Annotated in this window: 5 protein-coding genes and 1 pseudogene; 3 read left to right on the forward strand and 3 right to left on the reverse strand. The window is 47.3% G+C overall.

Annotation, left to right across the window (positions count from 1 at the left end; genetic code table 11):
- Nucleotides 1–414: 414 nt before the first annotated feature.
- Together AC1DUA_RS22935 and AC1DUA_RS22940 are read right to left on the reverse strand one after the other, a co-directional pair.
- Nucleotides 415–1,419, reverse strand: coding sequence for a protoglobin domain-containing protein (locus tag AC1DUA_RS22935; protein WP_477501976.1), 1,005 nt, complete (start codon nucleotides 1,417–1,419; stop codon nucleotides 415–417).
- 131 nt (nucleotides 1,420–1,550) lie between these two features.
- On the reverse strand, nucleotides 1,551–1,694 hold the full coding sequence (locus AC1DUA_RS22940; RefSeq protein WP_161408702.1) for a YqzM family protein: 144 nt from the start codon (nucleotides 1,692–1,694) through the stop codon (nucleotides 1,551–1,553).
- A gap of 210 nt (nucleotides 1,695–1,904) precedes the next feature.
- Between AC1DUA_RS22940 and AC1DUA_RS22945 the strand changes: the two genes are divergently transcribed.
- The 3 genes from AC1DUA_RS22945 to uvrC all read left to right on the forward strand — a co-directional run bounded on the left by AC1DUA_RS22945 (nucleotide 1,905) and on the right by uvrC (nucleotide 4,768).
- Complete coding sequence (locus AC1DUA_RS22945) at nucleotides 1,905–2,288, forward strand: MerR family transcriptional regulator (protein WP_477501978.1); 384 nt, start codon at nucleotides 1,905–1,907, stop codon at nucleotides 2,286–2,288.
- 137 nt (nucleotides 2,289–2,425) lie between these two features.
- On the forward strand, nucleotides 2,426–2,740 hold the full coding sequence (gene trxA / locus AC1DUA_RS22950; RefSeq protein ID WP_161408703.1) for a thioredoxin: 315 nt from the start codon (nucleotides 2,426–2,428) through the stop codon (nucleotides 2,738–2,740).
- Nucleotides 2,741–2,836: 96 nt separating this feature from the next.
- Entirely contained in the window at nucleotides 2,837–4,768 is a 1,932-nt protein-coding gene (uvrC, locus tag AC1DUA_RS22955) for an excinuclease ABC subunit UvrC (RefSeq protein ID WP_477501977.1), read from the forward strand.
- Here the strand turns inward: uvrC and AC1DUA_RS22960 are convergent.
- Nucleotides 4,728–4,997: pseudogene (locus tag AC1DUA_RS22960) on the reverse strand (CPBP family intramembrane glutamate endopeptidase); the annotation flags it as partial. The gene uvrC and the pseudogene AC1DUA_RS22960 sit on opposite strands and share 41 nt — an antisense overlap.

Genomic DNA, 4,997 nt, shown 5'->3' on the forward strand with positions numbered 1-4,997 from the left:
AAAAAGATAAATGGATTTTTTTGGAAAATGGTGCCTACGCTTAGGTGGAGCTACTTTTAATTTATGTCAGTTTGAAACTTTGTGAATTTTTGCACGAACATCTGCTAAGTTGATAATGTGTAAGGTTTGATGCAACGCTAGTGTAGAAACTCCAGCTAATCCGTTGGTAGGCTACCCGAAATTGCTGGATTTGATGAGATTAGTGGTAGAAACCTCCGTTAATTGCGAGAAAATGGATGAATTGCAGCAAATAGCAGGAGGAATCGGCGTTGCTCAGAAAAAGAAAGTGAATTAAAAGCTTGAATTTGTTGTAGCTTGTACAGGATTCGAGGTTCTAACGCCAGTTCCATCAAACAAAAGACCCTTTTACCACAGGAAATGTGGATGGAAGGGTCTTTATGTTAGAAATGAAGGTTATGATTTCTTTAAACGTTCCAATTGGGTGGTTACGCTCTCAATCATTTGAACGAATGAAGTGAGTTCCTGCGCACTAGCTGCTTGTGTACGCGCGAAGTGAGTCGTCTCCTCGGAGCCCTTCTGTACGAGCTCGAGCTTCTGAGTGATCAGCTTCAGCTTCTTCTGGATGGTATCCAGTGCTTCCCGTGAATGCGTAGCCAGCTTGCGCACCTCGTTAGCGACAACTTCAAAGCCGCGGCCATGCTCGCCTGAGCGGGCAGCTTCAATCGCTGCATTGAGACCAAGCAGATGCGTCTGGTCGGAGATTTCTTTCATAACGGAACCCATTTTGGAGATATCTTTGATCTCATGTTGGAGTTCGTCAATGCGATGGTTGGATAAATCTTGCGACTCCGCCGTTTTGATCGCCGTATCAGCTACCGTCTGACTGCTGCCGCCTAGCTCAACCATCATGGAAGCAAGGTCCTGCACAACACTGGAGATGGTCGTCAGCATGATAGCCTGCTCGTCCGCCAGCGTTTGGATTTTCAGTTTTTCATCCTGCTCGTAGGCTTCCAGAACAAGTTGACTGTCCAGGTTGAACATTTTGCTTAACGCAAGAAGCACTTGCATCCACTCGTCAGGCATAATTTCTTTGAAATGCTGTGTGGCGATGTCGGTATATTTTAAATACGTGCCCAAATACCAGGAGGTTGTCAGGCCGATGCGGGAGTGCACTTTTCCTATGTATAAGCGTTTCATTATGTATTCATCGTCAATAAGTCCGGATGCCATGGAGAGAAAGTACCAACGCTGCGTCTCTTTCAGGCGCTCAATCGTGCTGTGCTGCTTAATAATCGCTACAAGCTCAGGAACCTGGATGATATCGGCATACAGTTGGTCGACCAGTTTCTCTACAACAAGTTGGAAAGCTTCTTCTTTGCTTTTTAATAATCGTAAGTCTGCGTTCGTTAAGCCGATAAAAGTAATGAGTTTTTGACGTTCTGGTTGAACTTTAATCATTTGAATCGCTAGTCTCCTTTTGCAATGAGGAATGAGGAATGAGGAATGATCTAATGAAATGAAGGATGATGTAATGAAAAAACCGCCCTACACAACAGTGCAAAGCGGTTGACTTATGGGCTTGTACAAGCCTACTTCATTACTTGAATAACAGTTGCAACGGCTGCAATGATAAACAAGATGCCAAAGAACGCGCCAAATCCGATACCAACATCCATGAAATCGTTACGCGGCTCTTCATACACGTGAAGCTCAGGGTGTTTAGGATCGCTCATGTGGTTACCCCCTAACGTCCGACATTCTAAAGTTTAAACTTAGTATACCCAAATTCGCTGAAACTTGTAAAGCTAATGGAAGTGACAATTATGCAAACAATAACAGACAGCAGCGGAAAGAATAAAATAAGTCTTGACTCTGACATTAGTGTTATGGTTTACAATAAAGTTATCCTTACTTGATCAAGGAAAAGGAAAAAGGTGAAAGCCATGCGGATTAGTGAATTATCCAAGCTTACAGGTGCCAGCATTCGTTCTTTGCGGTACTACGAGGCCAAAGGGCTTATCGCAACGCAGCGCGAAGAGAATGGCTATCGGGTTTTTAACCAAATGGCTGTTGAACGCGTGAAAACCATTCAGTTTTATTTGAGCCTGGGCTTTACGACCGAGCAAATCGAAAGCTTTCTAAACTGCGTCATGAAAAATCAGGAGTCGCAATGCGATGATCTGCTGCCACTCTATACGGAGAAGCTTCAGGACATTGAGCGACAAATGGAAATGCTGCAGCTGCTGCAGGCGAACTTGAAGGATCGTATTGCTTATATCGAGCAGCAAAGGCTTCAGGGGCTGCCAGTAGGCTTGCCATCCAACTAGGTTCCAGAGCCTGCCGGATTGCTAACTTATGGTTTGGTTGAAATGGCCTATGGGTGTGGTATACTTTACATGTTGACGTTCATCGGTAGCAATTACTACTTGATGTTATAAATCCATTCTTAGAAGGAGGAACTATCATGGCAATCGTGAATGTTTCTGATAACAGCTTTAAAGCTGAAGTTGAGAGCGAAGGTACAGTACTTGTAGACTTCTGGGCACCTTGGTGCGGACCTTGCAAAATGATCGCTCCTGTTTTGGAAGAGCTTGATAAAGAAGTAGAATCTTTGAAAATCGCAAAAGTGAATGTGGATGACAATCCAGAGTCCGCTGCGCGTTTTGGCGTAATGAGTATCCCAACACTGATCGTTTTCAAAGACGGACAGCCTGTTGATAAAGTGGTTGGTTTCCAATCCAAAGAAGCTTTGAAAAATGTTGTAACTCGCCATCAATAAGTTGTTCCAAACTAGAAACAATTGTTCGTGAGAAAAAGCTCATTTTCTGCTATGCTGAAAATGAGCTTTTTTTGTGCACGAAAGGAGATAGGAATCATGACGGAGTTTGAACATGAGCAGGAGGACGCGGCTCTCCGTGAACAGCGTCTAGAAATGATAAAACATAAGCTTTCCTTATTACCGGATAAACCTGGTTGTTATATTATGAAAAACCGTGAAGGTACGATCATTTATGTAGGAAAAGCCAAAGTGTTGAAGAATCGTGTGCGCTCCTATTTCACAGGAAGCCACAGTGCGAAGACGCAAAAACTAGTCAGCGAAATCCGCGACTTTGAATATATCATCACCTCCTCCAATGTGGAGGCGCTCATTCTCGAGTGTAATCTGATTAAGCAGCATCATCCACGGTACAACGTACTCCTCAAGGATSACAAGACGTTCCCTTATATCAAGATTACACATGAAGCGCAGCCGCGCCTGGAAGTCACGCGGCGGGTATACAAGGATAAGGGCAAGTACTTCGGCCCTTATCCGAATGCTTTCGCGGCCCAGCAGACCAAGAAGCTGCTGGACCGGTTGTATCCACTGCGCAAGTGCAAGACGATGCCCGATAAAGTATGCCTATACTATCATATCGGGCAGTGTCTGGCGCCTTGCGAATATGAGGTATCCGCTGAGCAGAATGAGCGGATGGTGCAGGAGATCACCCGTTTCCTGAACGGGGGACACGATGTCATTAAGGAAGAGCTGACGACCAAGATGCTCGCGGCAGCAGAAGAACTGAACTTCGAGCGCGCGAAGGAGCTGCGCGATCATATCATGAGCATCGATGCGCTGATGGAGAAGCAGAAGATCAATGCCGTTGATGCGCAGGACCGCGACGTGTTCGGCTATGCGGTAGATAAGGGATGGATGGCGGTACATATCCAGTACATGCGCCAGGGCAAGCTGATCGAGCGGCACRTCTCGCTGTTTCCGTATTATGGTGATGAATACAGTGATTTCATCACTTATGTCACGCAGGTCTACATCGACAACCCTGCGCTGCCGAAGGAGATCTTCCTGCCTAGCATGCCTGAGGCAGAAGCGAGCGTTGCCCCTGAGGCAGACGTTGCCTCGGTTGAGCAAGCCGAGCAGCCTTCTGCGCACGCTGAGGCTGAAATGAAAGATGTCCGCGAGGCGATGGAATCGTGGCTGAAGGTCAAGGTCCACATCCCGCAGCGCGGACTGAAGAAGCAAATGGTCGATATGGCCAAAGATAACGCCCGTAACGCGCTGGATGAGAAGTTTCGTCTCGTGGAGCGGGACGAAAGCCGGACGACCAAAGCCGTGGAAAACCTCGGCGAGTGGCTCGGTATGGGCAAGATTCGCCGGATTGAAGCGTTCGATAACTCGAACATTCAGGGGACGAATCCAGTCTCTGCGATGGTCGTTTTCGTAGATGGGAAGCCCGACCGCAAAGAGTACCGCAAGTACAAAGTGAAAACCGTCGTTGGCCCGGATGATTACGAAACGATGCGCGAGGTCATTCGCCGCAGGTATGAGCGAGTGCTTAAGGATAATCTGACGATGCCGGATCTTATCGTTGTCGATGGCGGCAAAGGGCAAATTTCCGCAGCGGTCGATGTATTGGAGAATGAGCTAGGGCTGTACATTCCGATTTGCGGTCTAGTGAAGGATGCGAAACATAAGACGGCACAGTTGATGATGGGAGATCCCGCAGAGATCATTCCTTTGCCGCGGGACAGCCAGGAATTCTACCTGCTTCAACGGATTCAAGATGAGGTCCATCGCTTCGCGATCACGTTCCATCGGGAAACAAGAGCGAAGTCCATGGTTGCCTCGCAGCTAGATGCAATCCCTGGTATTGGGGAGAAGCGCAGGAAAGCGCTTTTGAAGCATTTCGGTTCCGTACGCAAAATTAAAGAGGCCGAAGTACAAGACTTCAAGCCTCTTGGTATAGGTGAGAAATTAGCGGGCGAGATTCTTAAAGCGCTCCAAGGTGAGGCGGCGGTTCCCCAGGAATAAGGGGACCCCGCCTTTTTCCATGCATCCATGTAAGGAAATAGCCGACGATTGCTGGCAGCAGGAGATACAAGATCCCGCAGAGCACATCGCTTACATGTCCCAGGGAGAAGAGCGACATGCCCATCAGGATGCTGTCCATGCAGGCATGAGCGAAGACGGCCGTAATGAAGCCGTACTTGAGGAACACATAACCAAGAATAATGCCGATAATGGTTACTTCAATTAACCG

This window comes from Paenibacillus sp. 01T422 (genome assembly GCF_056398785.1).

Coding starts and splice junctions, on each gene's coding strand:
- AC1DUA_RS22935 (WP_477501976.1), bottom strand. CDS start 1,419: ATGATTAAAGTTCAACCAGAACGTCAAAAACTCATTACTTTTATCGGC.
- AC1DUA_RS22940 (WP_161408702.1), bottom strand. CDS start 1,694: ATGAGCGATCCTAAACACCCTGAGCTTCACGTGTATGAAGAGCCGCGT.
- AC1DUA_RS22945 (WP_477501978.1), top strand. CDS start 1,905: ATGCGGATTAGTGAATTATCCAAGCTTACAGGTGCCAGCATTCGTTCT.
- trxA (WP_161408703.1), top strand. CDS start 2,426: ATGGCAATCGTGAATGTTTCTGATAACAGCTTTAAAGCTGAAGTTGAG.